At 69.5% G+C, this 17,630-nt stretch carries 9 protein-coding genes and 1 tRNA gene; 9 read left to right on the top strand and 1 reads right to left on the bottom strand.

Going from position 1 to position 17,630, the window contains the following annotated elements:
- The first annotated feature begins 164 nt into the window (after positions 1-164).
- Complete coding sequence (locus tag ACFWXC_RS11425) at positions 165-827, top strand: DegT/DnrJ/EryC1/StrS family aminotransferase (protein ID WP_384476691.1); 663 nt, start codon at positions 165-167, stop codon at positions 825-827.
- A 76-nt stretch (positions 828-903) separates the two neighbouring features.
- Positions 904-976 (top strand) — tRNA-Thr (locus ACFWXC_RS11420).
- 62 nt (positions 977-1,038) lie between these two features.
- Here ACFWXC_RS11420 and ACFWXC_RS11415 read toward each other — a convergent pair.
- Positions 1,039-3,795: a SpoIIE family protein phosphatase gene (locus ACFWXC_RS11415; protein WP_384476672.1), complete on the bottom strand. Its 2,757-nt coding sequence runs from the start codon at positions 3,793-3,795 to the stop codon at positions 1,039-1,041.
- Between the two features lie 412 nt (positions 3,796-4,207).
- Here ACFWXC_RS11415 and ACFWXC_RS11410 point away from each other — a divergent pair, with 412 nt between their 5' ends.
- The 7 genes from ACFWXC_RS11410 to ACFWXC_RS11380 all read left to right on the top strand — a co-directional run bounded on the left by ACFWXC_RS11410 (position 4,208) and on the right by ACFWXC_RS11380 (position 17,576).
- Complete coding sequence (locus ACFWXC_RS11410) at positions 4,208-9,667, top strand: HAMP domain-containing protein (protein ID WP_384476669.1); 5,460 nt, start codon at positions 4,208-4,210, stop codon at positions 9,665-9,667.
- 274 nt (positions 9,668-9,941) lie between these two features.
- The gene (locus ACFWXC_RS11405; RefSeq protein WP_351728264.1) at positions 9,942-10,622 is read left to right on the top strand and encodes a response regulator; all 681 of its coding nucleotides are present in this window, start codon (positions 9,942-9,944) and stop codon (positions 10,620-10,622) included.
- A gap of 124 nt (positions 10,623-10,746) precedes the next feature.
- The gene (locus ACFWXC_RS11400) at positions 10,747-13,503 is read left to right on the top strand and encodes a DNA translocase FtsK (protein ID WP_384476666.1); all 2,757 of its coding nucleotides are present in this window, start codon (positions 10,747-10,749) and stop codon (positions 13,501-13,503) included.
- A 275-nt stretch (positions 13,504-13,778) separates the two neighbouring features.
- Positions 13,779-14,621, top strand: a complete 843-nt coding sequence (locus ACFWXC_RS11395; protein WP_384476663.1) for a helix-turn-helix domain-containing protein — start codon at positions 13,779-13,781, stop codon at positions 14,619-14,621.
- A 92-nt stretch (positions 14,622-14,713) separates the two neighbouring features.
- On the top strand, positions 14,714-16,186 hold the full coding sequence (rimO, locus tag ACFWXC_RS11390; protein WP_384476660.1) for a 30S ribosomal protein S12 methylthiotransferase RimO: 1,473 nt from the start codon (positions 14,714-14,716) through the stop codon (positions 16,184-16,186).
- Positions 16,183-17,034: a CDP-diacylglycerol--glycerol-3-phosphate 3-phosphatidyltransferase gene (gene pgsA / locus ACFWXC_RS11385; protein WP_384476657.1), complete on the top strand. Its 852-nt coding sequence runs from the start codon at positions 16,183-16,185 to the stop codon at positions 17,032-17,034. Before rimO ends, pgsA begins: the two co-directional genes overlap by 4 nt.
- Positions 17,031-17,576, top strand: coding sequence for a CinA family protein (locus tag ACFWXC_RS11380; protein ID WP_384476654.1), 546 nt, complete (start codon positions 17,031-17,033; stop codon positions 17,574-17,576). Before pgsA ends, ACFWXC_RS11380 begins: the two co-directional genes overlap by 4 nt.
- The last annotated feature ends 54 nt before the right edge of the window (positions 17,577-17,630 follow it).

The raw sequence follows: 17,630 nt of genomic DNA, 5'->3' as shown, positions 1-17,630 counted from the left end.
GCCGATGGTACTGCAGGGGGGACCCTGTGGGAGAGTAGGACACCGCCGAACAATCATTCAAAGGGCTGGACCCGGAACTTCCGTTCCGGGTCCAGCCCTTTTTTGGTATGCGTAACGCAAAGTTCACGTTGCGCGCCGAGCATCCCAGCATGGGTACTGCTGCAATGCTCAGGGCCGCCGGCGTCGGAGTCGGTGACGAGGTCATCGTGCCTGCCTTCGGGAACGCGGAAGTCGCCGAGGCTGTGACACTCGCCGGTGCGCTTCCGGTGTTCGCCGACATAGATCCGGTGACCTACTGCCTCGACGCCTCGGCGGTGGAGGCGGCGGTAACTGCCCGGTCCGCGGCCGTGGTTGTCGTACACCGCTTCGGACGGTGGGCCGGCATCCGGGAGTTGCATGCGCTGGGGCAGCGGCACGGGCTGCTGGTGCTGGAGCAGGGCGAGTCCGAGGTGCCGTACGACGAGGTCGCTCAGCGGCGGCAGCGGGCCGCCTACCTCGATGCGAAGCTGCGCGGGGTGCGGACGCCGGACGGTGGCGACGGGCACACCTACCAGCAGTACGTCGTGCGGGTGCCGGGGAACGGCCGGCCGGACCGGGACGCCTTCGCGCGGGCCCTGCGGGGCAAGGGAGTCGACTGCCGGGTGCCGGTGAAGACGCCCGTGCACCGGCTGCCGGAATTCCGGCGCTGTGTCTCGCTGCCGGAGACCGAGCTGGCCGCCGACGTGACGCTGGCGCTGCCCGTGGACGCCTCGCTGACGAAGCGGGAGATGCAGCGGATCGTCTCCGCCTGCAATGCCCTCGGCGGACTGCTGCAGCCCGCCTTCTGAACGAGTTTGGGAACTCGGGTCCGTTCAGGGTATGATCTATTCCGTTGCCGCGGGGGAAACCCCGAAAAGGCAACTGGCCCCTATAGCTCAGTCGGCAGAGCGTCTCCATGGTAAGGAGAAGGTCAACGGTTCGATTCCGTTTGGGGGCTCCGACAGGAAAAGTCCCGCCCGAAAGGGCGGGACTTTTTTGCGTCCTCTTCCGTCCCCGCCCTCAGTCCTTCTGAAGGCCGGGGACTCGCATCGCCAGAATCGCCATGTCGTCCGACGGAGCGTCCGACGCGAAGCGCTCCACCGCGCGCATGATGCGTGCGGCGACCGCGCCCGCCGTCAGACCCGTGCAGGTCGTGAGGACGTCGGCGAGGCCGTCGTCGCCGAGCATGCGGGCGCCCTCCCGGCGTTCCGTCACGCCGTCGGTGACGCACAGGAGGACATCACCCGGGTCGAGGGTGATCGTCTGCTCGTAGAGCTCCAGGTCCTCGATGACACCGAGGAGCGGCTGGGGTTCGGCGGCGGCCTCCACCGTGCCGTCCTGGCGCAGGCGCAACGGCAGCGGATGGCCGGCGCACACCACCTTCATCTCCGCGCTGCCGTCCTCCTGCGGGCGCATCTCGCCGTACAGGAGGGTCAGGAAGCGGCTGCGGGCGCCCTCGTCCAGGATGGCCGAGTTGAGGCGCTCCAGGACCGCCGGGCCGCTGAGGCCCTCCCGGGCCAGCAGGCGCAGCGCGTGCCGCGCCAGGCCCGTCACGGCGGCCGCGTTGGGGCCCGTACCGCAGACGTCGCCGATGGCGAAGCCGTACGTGCCGTCGGAGATGGGGAAGACGTCGTAGAAGTCGCCGCCGACCTCGTTGCCCTCGCCGGCCGCGCGGTAGATGACCTCGACCTCGACGCCCTCGATGTGCGGGGTGCCCGGGGGCAGGAGGCTGCGCTGGAGGGCCTGGCTGATGGCCGTGCGCTCCGAGTACAGGCGGGCGTTGTCCAGGGCCAGGGCGGCCCGGCGGGACAGGTCCTCGGCCAGTTCCAGGATTTCCTGGCGGAAGTGTTCGTCGGTGGGCTTGCCCAGGGTGAGCATGCCGATGACGCGGTTGCGGGCGACCAGGGGGAGGACCACGGTCTCGCCGCCCACGGCGGATGCCGTGGCGAGCGTCGGGCCGATGGCGGAGGAGATCTGGCGGGCGGGGCCGCCGGTCAGGCCCAGGCTGCGCATGGAGCTGCGCAGGGCGGCCTGGTGGGCGTGCTCGCCGGGGGCCGTCCAGACCCGGGCGCCCGGGGTGGGTACCGGGTCCGGCGGGGGCACCTTGGACAGCAACGACTTGATGCCGTCGATGAGTTCCTCGTCCTCGTGCAGGACGTACGACAGGTACGGCTCGGAGGCCTGGTCGGCGATCGTGTAGACCGCGCACCAGGTGGCGAGGGTCGGGACCGTCATCTGTGCCATCAGGGCGAGGGTCTGGTCGCGGTCCAGGGTGCCGGCGAGCAGGTCGGAGGCCTCGACCAGGAAGCTGAGCGAGCCGCGGCGCAGCCGCTCCAGCTCGCCCAGGCGGGCCGACTCGACGGCCAGGGCGATGCGGTCGGCGGCGAACTGGAGGCGCAGTGCCTCCTCGTTGGAGTATCTGCCCGGGGCCTCCGCGGCGACGCCCAGGGAGCCCGTCAGACGGCCCTCGACCTTCAGCGGGACCGTGACGACCGAGCGCATGCCGGTGCCGCCCAGGAGGGGGACCGCGCCCGGAACGGCCGTCAGATCCTCGTGGACGGCCGGCATGCGGGCCGAGCCGTAGCGGCCGGGGCCGGCTTCGACGGGCACGCGCGCGAAGCGCTGGCGGGCGGACGGCAGCCCCGTGGAGGCGCGGACCTCCAACTCGGTCTCGTCGTCGGTCGCCAGGAGCAGGAACGCGGAGTCGCCGTCGAGCATGTCGCGGGCGCGCTCGACCGTGCGCTGGAGGAGGCCGTCGAGGTCGTCCGGGGCCGGCGAGCCGATGAACACCTCGAAGGGGTCGGTGCTCTGGCCGTCGGAGGAGCCGCCGGCGTCGGAGGCGGGGAGGCGCAACGGGGTCTGGAGTACGGCGCGTTCGTGGTCGCGTACCAGCAGGCAGACGGTGGAGGGCTCGCCGCCGGTGTCGCGGACCCTCAGGTGCGAGGCGTAGACGGAAGTGACCCGGCCGTCGGCGCCGCGGATGCCGTAACTGCCCTCCCAGCGGGAGAGCTGGAGGGCCTCGGCGACGCCGGTGCCGGTGCCCGGGGTGTGCGGCCAGGCGGCGAGGTCGGTGAGCGGCTTGCCGGTGACCTCGGCCGCGGTGTGGCCGAAGAGTTCCTCGGCGTCCTCGTTCCAGGCCGTGACGGAGCCCTTGCGGTCGATCTGGACGACCGCGACCCGGACCCGGCCGTCGGCGAGGGGCAGGAGGTCGGCGGGGAGGGACGGGCCGGCCGCGCGGGTGCCCACGGGGCGTTCGGGGAGATCGAGCTGGAACCAGACATTCTTGTACGTGGGCGTGTACTCGACACCCCAGCGGGCGGCGAGGGCCGCGCAGAGCTGGAGGCCGCGGCCGCCCTCGCGGTCGGGGCTGCCCATGTTGACGGCGGAGCCCTGGAGCGGGACCTCGCGTTCCGGGTAGCGGTCGGCGACCTCGATGCGCACCCCGTCGTCCGAGCGCAGGCACAGGACGTCGGCATGGGTGCCCGCGTGCACGACCGCGTTGGTCACCAGTTCGCTGGTGAGGACGACGGCGTCGTCGATGACGTCCGCGAACCCCCAGCCCTGGAGCGTGTCGCGGACGAAGGCCCGGGCGGTCGCGACCGATCGCCCGACGGGCTCGAAGCTGGCGGCCGCGCGCGCGGTGATCACAGAACTCCTCGACCGGTTCTCGGCATACGGGCTTCCCTGGCCGGCCGACTCGTGCCGCTGCTGCGGCATCCGCTCGCCCGTGGGCCGTGGCTCCGGGGTGTGTCCCCCGGGGATCACTCCGGTGGTCATGGTCTGCGGCCGCCCCTCCGAATGCCCGCTCGTTCTCCTGCCACCGCCCAGGCCGAACAAACCGGCGCGGCTGGACAGCCGCATGCAAGGTTACTTACCTTCGCCGTCCGAGCGGATGCCGGTCGCCAGTGTTTACGTCCCCAGGGTGTGCGGACGATGTGCGAAGCTGCCGAACTGTTATGGCCTGGTTCGGCCAGGGTGAAACACTGGGCAAGCTTCTGATGAAGGTACGGGCAGGCTGAATGCGTTGCGTGTACGGCGGGCAGCAGCCCCTGGTGTGGCCGGATCCGATCCGGCAGAAGGACGCAGCAGTAACGGGTACGCCGAAGTAAGCGGTACGCCGACTAGGGCGGTATCCGAGCACAGTGGTACGGGCACAGTGGTAACGGTCTACCCCTGCGGGAGGGACACAGTGGAGTCTGGCGCAGCGGCGCGGGGCACTAAGGCGCGCGCGAAAGGCGGACCGTCCCTGAGCAGGCAGCGGGGCGGCGACGGGACCACCGCGGTGGACACGGCTGCCCTGAACCGGCTGCTGGTGGCTCTCACGTCGATGAGGGACGGCAACTTCCGCAAGCGGCTCACGGTGTCCGGGGACGGCGTGATGTCGGAGATCGCGGCGGTCTTCAACGAGGTCGCCGACCGCAATCTCCACCTCACGGGTGAGCTGTCACGGGTACGGCGGGTGGTCGGACGTGAGGGAAAACTCACGGAACGGCTGGAGACGGGCGCCTGCGAGGGCTCCTGGGCGACCGCCGTGGACAACTCCAACGCCCTCGTCGACGACCTCGTACGGCCGGTCTCCGAGGTGGGCCGGGTCCTGACGGCGGTGGCCGAGGGCGATCTGTCGCCGCGGATGGATCTGCGGTCGCCGTCGCCGGACGGGGCCGGGCATCCGCTGCGCGGTGAGTTCCTGAAGGTCGGCCGGACCGTCAACAACCTGGTGGACCAGCTGTCGACGTTCACCGACGAGGTCACGCGCGTGGCCAGCGAGGTGGGTACCGAGGGCAAGCTGGGCGGACAGGCCCGGGTGCGCGGTATGTCCGGTTCGTGGCGGGACCTCACGGACTCGGTCAACACGATGGCGTACCGGCTGACGGCCCAGGTGCGGGACATCGCGCTGGTGACGACCGCGGTCGCCAAGGGTGATCTGTCCCGGAAGGTCACGGTTCAGGTCGCCGGCGAGATGCTGGAGCTGAAGGAAACCGTCAACACGATGGTGGACCAGCTGTCGGCCTTCTCCTCCGAGGTGACCCGGGTCGCCCGTGAGGTGGGTACGGACGGCATCCTAGGCGGCCAGGCGCATGTGCCCGGGGTCGCCGGTACGTGGAAGGAACTCACCGACTCCGTCAACACCATGGCCGGAAATCTGACGGCCCAGGTGCGCGGGATCTCCGAGGTGACCACCGCGGTCGCCAGCGGTGACCTGTCGCGCAAGGTGACCGTGCCGGCCCGCGGTGAGGTCGCGCAGCTCGCCGAGACGATCAACCAGATGACCGAGACGCTGCGGATCTTCGCGGACGAGGTCACGCGCGTGGCCAACGAGGTCGGTGCCGAGGGGCAGCTCGGCGGGCAGGCGAACGTGCCGGGGGCGGCGGGTACCTGGAAGGACCTGACGGACTCCGTCAACACGGTCTTCAGGAACCTGACCACGCAGGTGCGGGACATCGCCGCGGTGACGACGGCGGTGGCCAACGGTGACCTCTCGCAGAAGGTCACCGTGGACGTGGCCGGCGAGATGCTGGAGCTGAAGAACACCGTCAACGGCATGGTCGACCAGCTGTCGTCGTTCGGTGCCGAGGTCACCCGGGTGGCCCGGGAGATCGGTGTCGAGGGTGAACTGGGCGGCCAGGCGCAGGTGGCCGGGGCCGCCGGTACCTGGAAGGACCTGACCGACTCCGTCAACACCGCGTTCCGCAACCTCACCGGCCAGGTGCGCAACATCGCCCAGGTGACGACGGCGGTGGCCAACGGCGACCTCTCGCAGAAGGTCACGGTCGACGTCTCCGGCGAGATGCTCCAGCTGAAGAACACCGTGAACACGATGGTGGACCAGCTCTCCAGCTTCGCCGACCAGGTGACGAGGATGGCCAGGGACGTGGGCACGGAGGGCCGGCTCGGCGGTCAGGCCCGCGTGGACGGCGTCTCGGGCACCTGGAAGGAGCTCACGGACTCCGTCAACTTCATGGCCGGCAACCTCACCTCGCAGGTGCGGCAGATCGCCCAGGTGACGACGGCGGTGGCGCGGGGCGACCTGTCCCAGAAGATCGACGTCGACGCGCGCGGCGAGATCCTGGAACTGAAGAGCACCATCAACACGATGGTCGATCAGCTCTCCGCCTTCGCCGACCAGGTCACCAAGGTGGCGCGTGAGGTGGGTACGGAAGGCCGTCTGGGCGGGCAGGCGCAGGTGCCCGGTGTGGCCGGTGTGTGGCGGGACCTGACGGATTCCGTGAACGGCATGGCCGGCAACCTCACGGCCCAGGTGCGCAACATCGCGCAGGTCGCGACCGCGGTGGCCCGCGGTGACCTCTCCCAGAAGATCACCGTGGACGCGCGCGGTGAGATCCAGGAGCTGAAGAACACCCTGAACACGATGGTCGACCAGCTGTCGTCGTTCGCCCAGGAGGTCACGCGCGTGGCGCGCGAGGTGGGCACCGAGGGCATCCTGGGCGGTCAGGCCGAGGTGCAGGGGGTGGCGGGCACCTGGAAGGACCTCACCCAGTCCGTGAACTTCATGGCCAACAACCTGACCATCCAGGTCCGCAACATCGCCGAGGTCACGACGGCGGTCGCCAAGGGCGACCTGTCGAAGAAGATCACCGTTGACGCGAAGGGCGAGATCCTCGAACTCGTCACGACGGTCAACACGATGGTCGACCAGCTGTCCAGCTTCGCGGAGCAGGTGACCCGGGTGGCCCGTGAGGTGGGTACCGAGGGCATCCTGGGCGGTCAGGCGCACGTTCCGGGTATCACGGGTATCTGGAAGGACCTCAGCAACAACGTGAACCTGATGGCCAACAACCTGACCACGCAGGTGCGCAACATCTCGCAGGTCTCCGCGGCGGTCGCCAACGGCGACCTGACCCGGCAGGTCACCATCGAGGCGAGCGGTGAGGTGGCCCAGCTCGCCGACACCATCAACACGATGGTCAAGACCCTGAGTTCGTTCGCCGACCAGGTCACCAAGGTGGCCCGTGAGGTGGGCACGGACGGCATCCTCGGAGGTCAGGCGCACGTACCGGGTGTGGCGGGTACGTGGAAGGACCTCACCGAGTCGGTGAACGGCATGGCGTCCAACCTGACCGGCCAGGTGCGCAACATCGCGATGGTCACCACGGCCATCGCCAAGGGCGACCTGACCAAGAAGATCGACATCGACGCCCGTGGCGAGATCCTCGAACTCAAGACGACGATCAACACGATGGTCGACCAGCTGTCCAGCTTCGCCGAGGAGGTCACCCGGGTGGCCCGTGAGGTGGGCACCGAGGGGCAGCTGGGCGGTCAGGCACGCGTGCGTGACGTCGACGGCACCTGGCGGGACCTCACCGAGTCGGTGAACGAGATGGCCGGGAACCTGACCCGGCAGGTGCGTGCCATCGCGCGCGTGGCGACCGCGGTGACCCGCGGCGACCTGAACCTGAAGATCGACGTGGACGCCTCCGGCGAGATCCAGGAACTCCAGGACTACATCAACAAGATGATCGCCAACCTGCGCGACACCACGGTCGCCAACCAGGAGCAGGACTGGCTCAAGGGCAACCTTGCGCGTATCTCCGCGCTGATGCAGGGCCGCCGCGACCTGGCGGACGTGGCCTCGCTGATCATGAGCGAGCTGACGCCGGTGGTCACCGCGCAGCACGGCGCGTTCTTCATGGCGATGCCCCTGGTCGACGGCAAGGACCTGAGCGCGGAGACCGAGGAGGCCTACGAGCTGCGCATGCAGGGGTCGTACGGCTACTCGATGGGCTCCATGCCGACGTCGTTCCGGCCCGGTGAGGCGCTGATCGGCACGGCCGCCCAGGAGAAGCGCACGATCCTGGTGGAGAAGGCGCCCACCGGCTATCTGAAGATCTCCTCCGGGCTCGGCGAGGCCCCGCCGGCGCAGGTGATCGTGCTGCCGGTGCTGTTCGAGGGCAACGTCCTCGGCGTGATCGAGCTGGCGTCCTTCACGCCGTTCACGCAGATCCAGAAGGACTTCCTCAACCAGATCGCCGAGATGATCGCGACCAGCGTCAACACCATCTCCGTCAACACCAAGACCGAGGTGCTGCTGAAGCAGTCGCAGGAGCTGACGGAGCAACTGCAGGAGCGGTCGGCAGAGCTGGAGAACCGGCAGAAGGCCCTCCAGGCGTCCAACGCCGAACTGGAGGAGAAGGCCGAGCTGCTGGCCCAGCAGAACCGCGACATCGAGGTGAAGAACACCGAGATCGAGGAGGCCAGGCAGGTCCTGGAGGAGCGTGCCGAGCAACTCGCGGTCTCGATGCGCTACAAGAGCGAGTTCCTCGCCAACATGTCGCACGAGCTGCGCACCCCGCTCAACTCGCTGCTGATCCTGGCCAAGCTGCTCGCCGACAACGCCGAGGGCAACCTCTCCCCGAAGCAGGTGGAGTTCGCCGAGACCATCCACGGTGCCGGCTCCGACCTGCTCCAGCTGATCAACGACATCCTCGACCTGTCGAAGGTCGAGGCGGGCAAGATGGACGTCTCCCCGACGCGTATCGCGCTGGTCCAGCTCGTGGACTACGTGGAGGCCACCTTCCGGCCGCTGACCGCGGAGAAGGGCCTCGACCTGTCGGTACGGGTCTCCCCGGAGCTGCCCGCCACTCTGCACACCGACGAACAGCGGCTGCTGCAGGTGCTGCGCAACCTGTTGTCCAACGCGGTGAAGTTCACCGACTCCGGTTCGGTGGAGCTGGTGATCCGCCCGGCGAGCGGCGATGTGCCGTTGGGGATCAGGGAGCAGCTGCTCGAGGCCGGTTCGCTCAGCGATCCGGACGCGCCGCTGATCGCCTTCTCGGTGACCGACACCGGCATCGGTATCGCGGCCAGCAAGATGCGGGTCATCTTCGAGGCGTTCAAGCAGGCCGACGGCACGACCAGCCGCAAGTACGGCGGTACGGGCCTCGGCCTGTCGATCTCGCGGGAGATCGCGCAGCTGCTCGGCGGTGAGATTTACGCGCAGAGCGAGCCGGGCCGTGGGTCGACGTTCACGCTGTACCTGCCGCTGCACCCCAGTGAACTGCCGCCGCAGGGCTATCAGCAGTCCGTGCCCGCGCTGGAGGCCGGGGACCTGGTCGCCTCGCAGAACCACGGCTCGGAGTTGTCCGGCGTGGAGATCGAGACGCCGGCGGAGGTGAAGTCGTACCAGGAGACCCAGAACGGTGCCGCCGCGCTCTTCAGGCGCCGCCGGCGGGTCATCCCGCAGATCGCCGAGTCGTGGCCGGTGCTGGCCGAGCAGGAGGCGACGTCCCCGGCGCCGCGCCGGGGCGTACGGTTCACCGGGGAGAAGGTGCTGATCGTCGACGACGACATCCGCAACGTCTTCGCGCTCACCAGCGTCCTGGAGCAGCACGGTCTGTCGGTGCTGTACGCGGAGAACGGTCGTGAGGGCATCGAGGTCCTGGAGCAGCACGACGACGTCGCGGTCGTCCTGATGGACATCATGATGCCCGAGATGGACGGCTATGCGACGACCACGGCGATCCGTCGGATGCCGCAGTTCGCCGGGCTGCCGATCATCGCGCTGACCGCCAAGGCGATGAAGGGCGACCGGGAGAAGGCGATCGAGTCCGGCGCCTCCGACTACGTCACCAAGCCGGTCGACCCCGATCACCTGCTGGCGGTGATGGCGAAGTGGATGGGCGAGGAGTGACCGGAACGGACGGATGTGATGTGAACGTTTCGGGAACCTTCCGTGTGCACGGGGAGTTGCTGACTCAGGGTTGCGGAACCCGTGTAGAAGTGCGGGATTGGGGGAACCTTCTGGTCCCCGGCTGCGTTTCTGCTACGTGCACAGTGACATCGCGGTGACAGGGTGTGGCGACAGGCGGGGTGCGGCTACCATGACCGGCACAAGGACGGGCGGCGAAAGGGAGTCGTCCCCTGGGGCGGCGCCCGGTGCACATCCGGGGCGAGGAGGGCGGGCCATGGTGCAGAAGGCCAAGATCCTCCTGGTCGATGACCGGCCGGAGAATCTGCTGGCGCTGGAGGCCATCCTCTCTGCGCTCGATCAGACACTGGTGCGGGCATCGTCCGGGGAGGAAGCGCTCAAGGCACTGCTCACGGACGACTTCGCGGTCATTCTGCTGGACGTCCAGATGCCGGGCATGGACGGTTTCGAGACCGCGGCGCACATCAAGCGGCGGGAGCGGACCCGGGACATCCCGATCATCTTCCTCACGGCCATCAACCATGGCCCGCATCACACCTTCCGTGGGTACGCGGCGGGCGCGGTGGACTACATCTCCAAGCCCTTCGACCCGTGGGTGCTGCGCGCCAAGGTCTCGGTGTTCGTCGAGCTGTACATGAAGAACTGCCAGCTCCGTGAGCAGGCGGCGCTGCTTCGGCTCCAGTTGGAGGGCGGCGGCAAGGGTGCGGTCGCCGGCAAGGAGTCCGCGGGGCTGCTCGCCGAGCTGTCGGCGCGGCTCGCGGCCGTCGAGGAGCAGGCCGAGGCGCTGTCCAAGCAGCTGGACGACGAGTCCGCGGACGCGGCGGCGGTGGCCACGGCGGCCCATCTGGAGCGCAAACTCACCGGCCTGCGCCGGGCGCTGGACGCCCTGGAACCGGGCACCGGTGGCGGCGCTCCACCGCTTCCCTCGCAGAACTGACCACGAGGGCGGCCACAGTTGCCGATGAGCGCGCGTCAGTTTCGCGCCCCCGTAAGGGCGACACGAACGGGTGAAGCAGTGGGCACACGTGTCCCCTGTCGCATCCCCCGGTAACCTCACACCCATGGCCTCACGTCCCTCGGCAGCCAAGAAGCAGCCCCCGAAGAAGGCCGCTCCCTCGAAGGCGCCGGCGAAAAAGGCCGCCGCGAAGAAAGCCCCGGCCAAGAAGGCGCCTGCCAAGAGGGCCGCGGCGAAGAAGTCCGCGCCGGCGCCCAAGCCGGCGCCCAGCCCGACCGGGGGCGTCTACCGCCTGGTGCGCGCCCTCTGGCTCGGCCTCGCGCACGCCGTCGGCGCCGTCTTCCGCGGCATAGGACAGGGAGCCAAGAACCTGGACCCGGCCCACCGCAAGGACGGCATCGCGCTGCTCCTGCTCGGTTTCGCCCTGATCGTCGCCGCCGGCACCTGGGCCGACCTGCGCGGCCCGGTCGGCGACCTGGTGGAGATCCTGGTCACCGGCGCTTTCGGCCGCCTCGACCTGCTGGTGCCGATACTGCTCGCGGCGATCGCCCTGCGGTTCATGCGCCACCCCGAGCAGCCGGAGGCCAACGGCCGGATCGTGATCGGCCTGTCCGCGCTCGTCATCGGCGTGCTCGGCCAGGTCCACATCGCCTGCGGCTCGCCCGCCCGCAGCGACGGCATGCAGGGCATAAGGGACGCCGGCGGCCTCATCGGCTGGGCGGCGGCGACCCCGCTGACGTACACCATGACCGAGGTCCTCGCCGTACCGCTGCTGGCGCTGCTCACGGTCTTCGGGCTGCTCGTGGTCACCGCGACCCCGGTGAACGCGATCCCGCAGCGGCTGCGCGCGCTCGGCATCCGCCTCGGGCTGCTGCACGACCCCGAACCCGACGAGTACAGCGAGTACGACGAGCACACCGACGACGAGCGTTACGACGAGCAGTGGCGCCAGGCGCTGCCCGCACGCTCCCGCAGGCGCTCCGGCGCCCCCCAGGACTACGACCCGGACATCGCCGAGCAGGAGGCCCTCGCCAAGCGCCGGGGCCGCCCGCGGCGCTCCGCCGTGCCGCAGCCCGAAATGGGCCGTCAGATGGACGCCGTGGACGTCGCCGCGGCCGCCGCTGCCGCCCTCGACGGCGCGGTCATGCACGGCATGCCGCCCTCGCCGCTCGTCGCCGATCTCACCCAGGGCGTCAGCGTCGGCGACCGCGAGGACACCACGCCCACGCCCGTGCCGGCCCCCAGCCCCAGTCCGAGTCCGGTCCCGGCCGCGCGGCCCAAGCAGGAGATGCTCAAGGTCGAACCGGTCGTCGCCGACCTGACCAAGCCGGCCCCCGCAGAGCCCCGCGACCTGCCCCCGCGCGCCGAGCAGCTCCAGCTCTCCGGCGACATCACCTACTCGCTGCCCGCCCTGGACCTGCTCACCCGGGGCGGCCCGGGCAAGTCGCGCAGCGAGGCCAACGACAAGGTCGTCGCCTCGCTCTCCAACGTCTTCTCCGAGTTCAAGGTCGACGCGCGCGTCACCGGCTTCACCCGCGGCCCGACGGTCACCCGGTACGAGGTCGAGCTCGGCCCCGCCGTGAAGGTCGAGCGGATCACCGCCCTCACCAAGAACATCGCGTACGCCGTCGCCAGCCCGGACGTGCGGATCATCAGTCCGATCCCCGGCAAGTCCGCGGTCGGCATCGAGATCCCCAACACCGACCGTGAGATGGTCAACCTCGGTGACGTGCTGCGGCTCGCCGAGTCCGCCGAGGACGACGACCCGATGCTGGTCGCCTTCGGCAAGGACGTCGAGGGTGGCTACGTCATGCACTCGCTGGCCAAGATGCCGCACATGCTCGTCGCGGGCGCCACCGGCTCCGGCAAGTCGTCCTGCATCAACTGCCTGATCACCTCGGTCATGATGCGGGCGACCCCGGAGGACGTCCGGATGGTCCTGGTCGACCCCAAGCGGGTCGAGCTGACCGCCTACGAGGGCATCCCGCACCTGATCACGCCGATCATCACCAACCCGAAGCGGGCCGCCGAGGCGCTCCAGTGGGTCGTCCGCGAGATGGACCTGCGCTACGACGACCTGGCGGCGTTCGGGTACCGGCACATCGACGACTTCAACCAGGCCATCCGCGACGGCAAGCTGAAGACGCCGGAAGGCAGCGAGCGGGAGCTCAAGACCTATCCGTATCTCCTGGTGATCGTCGACGAGCTCGCCGACCTGATGATGGTCGCGCCCCGGGACGTCGAGGACTCGATCGTGCGTATCACGCAGCTCGCGCGGGCGGCCGGCATCCACCTGGTGCTCGCCACCCAGCGCCCGTCGGTCGACGTGGTCACCGGCCTGATCAAGGCGAACGTGCCCTCCCGGCTCGCCTTCGCGACCTCCTCGCTCGCCGACAGCCGCGTCATCCTCGACCAGCCCGGCGCCGAGAAACTCATCGGCAAGGGCGACGGGCTCTTCCTGCCGATGGGGGCGAACAAGCCGACCCGTATGCAGGGCGCGTTCGTCACCGAAGAAGAGGTCGCGGTGATCGTCCAGCACTGCAAGGACCAGATGGCGCCGGTCTTCCGGGACGACGTCACCGTGGGCTCCAAGCAGAAGAAGGAGATCGACGAGGACATCGGCGACGACCTCGACCTGCTGTGCCAGGCGGCCGAGCTGGTCGTCTCCACGCAGTTCGGCTCCACCTCCATGCTCCAGCGCAAGCTGCGCGTGGGCTTCGCCAAGGCGGGCCGGCTCATGGATCTCATGGAGTCGCGCGGGGTGGTCGGGCCGAGCGAGGGGTCCAAGGCGCGCGACGTTCTGGTGAAACCCGATGAGCTGGACGGAGTGCTTGCTGTGATCCGTGGGGAGTCTGAGGGGTAGGTCTGTCTCAGGGCCACGGGCGCCTGTGGACCGGGTGGAGGCTGTCGTGATCCACCCGTTAGAGATCGTCGGGCAACCGTTTCCCTTTGACGTACGTCAAGTTGAGCGAGAGGAAAGGTGGATACCCCACCCTGGGGCGCACGCCTGACCCGTCATCGGGATGCCCGGCCATACCGATGGCGTACAAAGTCCCACCGCCCGGTTGCCCCACCCTTTCGTACCCCCCATAGACTGAACTTCCAGCACAGGTGGCTACACGCTCGAAAGGCGCCCCCGTGTCCATCGGCAGCAACTCCCCTGAAGACGAGCGTCCGTTCCCAGACGTGTCCGAGGAAAACCGCCCCTCCGTAGGCCGAGCCCTCAAGCAGGCCCGCATCGCCGCCGGGCTGACCGTCGACGAGATCAGCGGGAGCACCCGGGTCCGCATCGCCATCGTGCATGCCATCGAGGCCGACGACTTCGCCCCCTGTGGCGGCGACGTCTACGCCCGCGGGCACATCAGGACCCTGGCCAGGGCCGTCGGCCTCGACCCCGAGCCGCTGCTGGCGCAGTTCGCGGCCGAGCACGGTGGTGGGCGGCCCGCGCCGACGCCCGCCGCCCCGCTGTTCGAGGCGGAACGTATCCGCCCCGAGCGCCGAGGACCCAACTGGACGGCGGCCATGGTCGCCGCCATCGTCGTCGTGATCGGATTCGTCGGCTTCACCGCCTTCAAGGGCGGCGACGGCGACGACGCCAAGCAGTCGGTCGCCGGGGGAGCCGCCCCGACGACCAGCAAGCCTGCCTCGCCGACGCCCAAGGAAAGCAAGCCCGACAAGACCCCCGAGCCTTCCGACAGCGCGATCGCCGCCGCACCCCAGGACAAGGTCACCGTCCAGGTCAGCGCGGTGGACGGACGCAGCTGGATCTCGGCCAAGGACCACAACGGCCGGATGCTGTTCGACGGGCTTCTGAAGAAGGGCGACTCCAAGACCTTCCAGGACAGCTCCAAGATCAACCTGATCCTCGGTGACGCCGGAGCCATCCAGCTCTACGTCAACGGCAAGAAGATCGAGGACCAGTTCCGGCCCGGAGCCGTGGAGCGTCTCACCTACACCAAGGGTGACCCGGAAGTCGGATAACCGTTCGGATCGAGCACGTGCCCAAGGGGTTGGCCATGATCGGCCAGCCCCTTCGACGTGGGCTGTCGGTGGGACGAAGTAGTCTTGAGCCCATGCCTGAACGCCGTACCGTCGCACTAGTCACTCTCGGCTGCGCCCGTAACGAGGTGGACTCGGAGGAGCTCGCAGGCCGTTTGGAGGCGGACGGCTGGCAGCTCGTCGAGGACGCCCAGGACGCGGATGTCGCCGTGGTCAACACCTGTGGATTCGTCGAGGCCGCCAAGAAGGACTCCGTCGACGCCCTGCTCGAGGCCAATGACCTCAAGGGTCACGGCAGAACCCAGGCCGTCGTGGCGGTGGGCTGCATGGCCGAGCGGTACGGCAAGGAACTCGCTCAGGCGCTGCCCGAGGCGGACGGCGTGCTCGGCTTCGACGACTACGCCGACATCTCCGACCGGCTGGGGACCATCCTCAACGGCGGCATCCACGCCTCGCACACCCCGCGCGACCGGCGCAAGCTGCTGCCCATCAGCCCGGCCGAGCGGCAGGACTCGGCCGCGTCGGTGGCACTGCCCGGGCACGGCCCGACCGACCTCCCGGACGGCCTGGCGCCCGCCTCCGGCCCGCGCGCGCCCCTGCGCCGCCGGCTGGACGGCGCCCCGGTCGCCTCGGTCAAGCTCGCCTCCGGCTGCGACCGGCGCTGCTCCTTCTGCGCCATCCCGTCCTTCCGCGGCTCCTTCATCTCACGCCGCCCCAGCGACGTGCTGAACGAGACCCGCTGGCTGGCCGAACAGGGCGTGAAGGAGGTCATGCTGGTCTCCGAGAACAACACCTCCTACGGCAAGGACCTGGGCGACATCCGCCTCCTGGAGTCGCTGCTGCCGGAGCTGGCCGAGGTCGACGGCATCGAGCGGGTGCGCGTCAGCTACCTCCAGCCGGCCGAGATGCGCCCCGGCCTGATCGACGTCCTGACCTCCACACCGAACGTCGTGCCGTACTTCGACCTGTCCTTCCAGCACTCCGCCCCGGGCGTGCTGCGGGCCATGCGCCGCTTCGGCGACACCGACCGCTTCCTGGAGTTGCTCGACACCATCCGGACCAAGGCCCCGCAGGCCGGCGTCCGCTCCAACTTCATCGTCGGCTTCCCCGGGGAGTCCGCGTCCGACCTGGCCGAGCTGGAGCGCTTCCTGAACGGCGCACGGCTCGACGCGATCGGCGTCTTCGGGTACTCCGACGAGGAGGGCACCGAGGCGGCGACGTACGAGAACAAGCTCGACGAGGACGTCGTCGCCGAGCGTCTCGCCCGGGTCTCCCGGCTCGCCGAGGAACTCGTCTCGCAGCGGGCCGAGGAGCGCGTCGGAGAGACCGTGCACGTCCTCGTGGAGTCCGTGGACGACGAGGACGGCATCTACGGCCGGGCCGCCCACCAGGCCCCGGAGACGGACGGGCAGGTGCTGCTCACGAGCGGCGAAGGGCTGCGCGTCGGCCGTATCGTCGAGGCGAAGGTGGTCGGTACGGAAGGTGTCGACCTGGTGGCCGAGCCGCTGCAGGGCGTGCCCGCGTGGAGTGAGGAGGCCGGCAGATGACCGGAGTCCCGGCGTCCGCCGCGGGCGGCTCCTCCGGCGCACAGGGCGCCCCGGGCTCCGCCGCCACCTCCGGTGCCGCTCCGGATCCCTCCGGTCCTCAGAACGCTGGTGCGGAGAACTCCGGTACGGACAACTCCGGTGCCGAGAGCGCTGGTGCCGGGAACGGCGGTGCCGGGAGCGTCGGGGCCGAGGGTTCCGGTTCCCTTGACGGGGAGAGGCCCGTGCGCGGTGGGAGGAAGATCGCCGCTGCCGCCGTCAACCAGGCCAGCCTGTGGAACGTCGCCAATCTGCTGACCATGCTCCGGCTGCTCCTGGTCCCCGGCTTCGTCGCCCTGATGCTGGCCGGCGGCGGATACGACCCGGCCTGGCGCTCGCTCGCCTGGGCCGCCTTCGCCATCGCCATGATCACCGACCTGTTCGACGGGCATCTGGCGCGCACCTACGACCTGGTCACCGACTTCGGGAAGATCGCCGACCCCATCGCCGACAAGGCGATCATGGGGGCGGCGCTGATCTGTCTCTCCTCGCTGGGCGATCTGCCCTGGTGGGTGACGGTCGTGATCCTCGGCCGGGAACTCGGGATCACCCTCCTGCGTTTCCTGGTCATCCGCTACGGCGTGATCCCGGCCAGCCGCGGCGGCAAGCTCAAGACCCTCACCCAGGGCGTGGCCGTGGGGATGTACGTACTGGCACTGACGGGGTGGCTGGCGACCCTGAGGTTCTGGGTGATGGCCGCGGCCGTCGTGCTGACGGTCTTGACGGGTCTCGACTATGTGAGACAGGCCATTGTGCTGCGGCGGCAGGGAATCGCCGAGCGCGCAGCGGCGCTGGAGGAGACGGAAGCGTGAATTCCACGGCCGCCGAACTGGTGCGACTACTGACGGTGAGGGGTTGGACCCTGGCTGTCGCCGAGTCGCTGACCGGCGGTCTGGTGGCGGCGGAGATCACAGCGGTCCCTGGGGCGTCCAAGGTGTTCCGGGGCTCGGTCACCGCCTACGCCACCGAGCTCAAGCACGAGGTGCTGGGTGTCGACGCCACCCTGCTGGCCCAGCGCGGCGCGGTGGATCCGCAGGTCGCGGCCCAGATGGCGGCCGGAGTGCGGAAAGCGCTGGGCGCCGACTGGGGCCTCGCGACCACCGGAGTCGCCGGCCCCGAACCCCAGGACGGCCGCCCGGTCGGCACGGTCTTCGTGGCCGTCGACGGCCCTTCCGGCGCCGGTTCGGGTTCTGCCGCTGGCGGAAAAGTGGAGGCCCTGCGGTTGAACGGCGACCGTGCGGAAATTCGTAGAGAGAGTGTACGGAGCGTACTCGCACTGCTTCTGAGGGAGCTTGCGAGCGAACAGACCGGGAATGAGCGGACACAGGATACGGAACAGAACGGGGGGTTTTGATGTTTGCAGCCCTGAGTGAACACGACATCGCTCCCCGCACGGCCGCGGCGCAAG

The organism is Streptomyces sp. NPDC058683 (genome assembly GCF_042716195.1).
GTDB lineage: Bacteria > Actinomycetota > Actinomycetes > Streptomycetales > Streptomycetaceae > Streptomyces.
The sequence above is the reverse complement of the archived record's forward strand: the minus strand, read 5'-3'. Positions and strand labels throughout refer to the sequence as shown.

Bases quoted from the DNA above. Each gene is read 5' to 3' on its own strand.
- ACFWXC_RS11400 (WP_384476666.1), top strand. From the start codon at position 10,747: ATGGCCTCACGTCCCTCGGCAGCCAAGAAGCAGCCCCCGAAGAAGGCC.
- ACFWXC_RS11405 (WP_351728264.1), top strand. From the start codon at position 9,942: ATGGTGCAGAAGGCCAAGATCCTCCTGGTCGATGACCGGCCGGAGAAT.
- ACFWXC_RS11415 (WP_384476672.1), bottom strand. From the start codon at position 3,795: ATGACCACCGGAGTGATCCCCGGGGGACACACCCCGGAGCCACGGCCC.
- ACFWXC_RS11425 (WP_384476691.1), top strand. From the start codon at position 165: ATGCTCAGGGCCGCCGGCGTCGGAGTCGGTGACGAGGTCATCGTGCCT.
- rimO (WP_384476660.1), top strand. From the start codon at position 14,714: ATGCCTGAACGCCGTACCGTCGCACTAGTCACTCTCGGCTGCGCCCGT.
- pgsA (WP_384476657.1), top strand. From the start codon at position 16,183: ATGACCGGAGTCCCGGCGTCCGCCGCGGGCGGCTCCTCCGGCGCACAG.